Raw genomic sequence first — 1,836 nt, 5'->3', positions numbered from 1 at the left:
TGGTGATATTGTTCGTGGTAGTGGTGGTGTACGAAAAGTAAGGTGGGCACCTGAAGGTAAGGGTAAAAGCGGTGGTGTTCGGGTAATTTACTACTGGAAGAAGAGTGACCATGAAATTTGGATGTTAACGATTTATAGCAAATCTGAGCAAGCCACTGTTCCCGGTCACATTCTGAAGAAAATTGCGGAGGCTATCGAAAATGCGTGATAGAGATATAGGCCAGGAAATTCTTGATGGTATAGAAGAGATAAAAGCCTTCAAGTCAGGCGAAAAAGAATTGAAAACATCTATTCTTTCAGAGCCATCTCCGGCTAAAGAGATTAGAAAAAAGCTAAAATTGTCACAATCAGCGTTTGCTGGTTTTATGGGCGTTAGCATCAGAACCATACAAGACTGGGAACAAGGTCGCCGAAGTCCACAAGGTCCAGCAAAAGCCCTCTTGCGAATCGCAGAGCAGTGCCCGGAAGTCTTCCAAGAGCTGCGATAATCTCAGCAAAGGCATAACAAAAAGTTCAAGTTCGTTCCAGGGCTTCGCCCTTCCACCGGACGGCGCTAGATGCGCCGCCGCTTAACTTGGCGTTAACTGTATAGATATGGAAGAAATCGCACTAGGATCGATCAACTCAAAGTTCTATGAAAAGAATGGAGAGCAATACTATAAAATATCGCCAATATTGGGGCAGCAGATCAATTTCTTTCTCGATGCTCCTGTATCTGAAATCAAAGTATTAAAGAGCACAGAGCAAGAACTAGTAATAAAAAGAGGCAGGCTTAAACTTAAAATGGCATTCAAGCCATATGTTCCGGGGCTTCAAAAACTTCGCCTAATGCCAATCTATTTCGACTTCTTACCAATGGGGGTTTATTTCTGTGAAATATCCGAAACAAACAAAAATAGGTTACTCGGTACATTCGGCAACAGTTAACAAGTTTAGGCAACCTCGCCCCTACGGGGCTGGACAGCCAAAGCTTCGCTTCGGCTGCCGTTGCTAAAGGCGTTAGCAGGCAGCAATAATAGAGAGTTTCTGGTTGTGAAAAGACCAGTTTTCAAAAAGAGTTTTTGGGTTCACTGTCTATGGTGGGTTTCGAGTTAGAACCTCCCAGCAAAAAGACACTGTTACACTAACTTTTCAGTAGTTCTCAGCAGTTCATGTCTGCTGGTGTGAAGTCTGTCGCTGAAAAATCTGCGGTGTATCGTTGGGCATGTCAGCGTTGGTTTTCAGTTTATCGGTACTTTTTGCTCAGTGGCCCTATGCCAGTTCAAAGTTGCATCAGCTTCTTTATCGCCTGGAAGCTTTTAAATATCAGAGATTGTGCGCTTCAATCAGTTCAGCAAGAAAGCTGCTAATCCTCTGCATCATTCACCATTTGCCCTTGCGGGTGGGCTGCCATGCTAACAAGTTGCTGGTGTCGCCCCTAAAGGGGCTGGGACGCCGCTGTGCGGCGCCCCACAGCATGGCGTTATGTTTCTAGGATATGTTATGAGTAACGAAATACCTACAAGAGTACATGTTGTAAGCTGGTTTTTCATGATTATAGGGAGCTTAAGTGTACTCAGCGGTGCTGGAAATTTAATGGTCAGAGAATCTGGCGATCTAGCGATATCAATTATTTGGCCAGTGTTAATGCAGATCTTTATAGCATTAATGCTTATCGTTGGCGGCTATGGATTACTCAAAGGCTCAGAATTAATGCGAAAGTTGCTTGTCAGATTATCGTTTTTAATTCTGATATTAATGGCTATTTTTTACGTTGATAAATCATTTGATTTCAGCTTTGTGTATTCTCTTGCCATAGGCTATTTGTTCTATCTTGTTCCGTTAATATTGGTAATT

At 43.0% G+C, this 1,836-nt stretch carries 3 protein-coding genes and 1 pseudogene; all 4 read left to right on the top strand.

Translation table 11 applies throughout. From position 1 onward, the window contains the following. Positions 1–208, top strand: a pseudogene (locus KDK16_RS08745) (type II toxin-antitoxin system RelE/ParE family toxin); the annotation flags it as partial. Then, positions 201–488, top strand: a complete 288-nt coding sequence (locus tag KDK16_RS08740) for a DNA-binding transcriptional regulator (protein WP_257275640.1) — start codon at positions 201–203, stop codon at positions 486–488. The pseudogene KDK16_RS08745 and the gene KDK16_RS08740, both read left to right, overlap by 8 nt. 106 nt (positions 489–594) lie before the next feature. Next, positions 595–927 (top strand): hypothetical protein, encoded by a 333-nt coding sequence (locus KDK16_RS08735; RefSeq protein WP_257275639.1) that lies wholly within the window; start codon positions 595–597, stop codon positions 925–927. 555 nt (positions 928–1,482) lie between these two features. Next, a partial coding sequence (locus KDK16_RS08730) for a hypothetical protein (protein ID WP_257275638.1) occupies positions 1,483–1,836 on the top strand: 354 nt, incomplete at its 3' end.

This window comes from Endozoicomonas sp. SESOKO4, from assembly GCF_024606275.1.
The sequence above is the reverse complement of the archived record's forward strand: the minus strand, read 5'-3'. Positions and strand labels throughout refer to the sequence as shown.

What these genes read in the sequence shown, in the direction of transcription:
- KDK16_RS08740 (WP_257275640.1), top strand. Translation starts at nt 201, where the DNA reads ATGCGTGATAGAGATATAGGCCAGGAAATTCTTGATGGTATAGAAGAG.
- KDK16_RS08735 (WP_257275639.1), top strand. Translation starts at nt 595, where the DNA reads ATGGAAGAAATCGCACTAGGATCGATCAACTCAAAGTTCTATGAAAAG.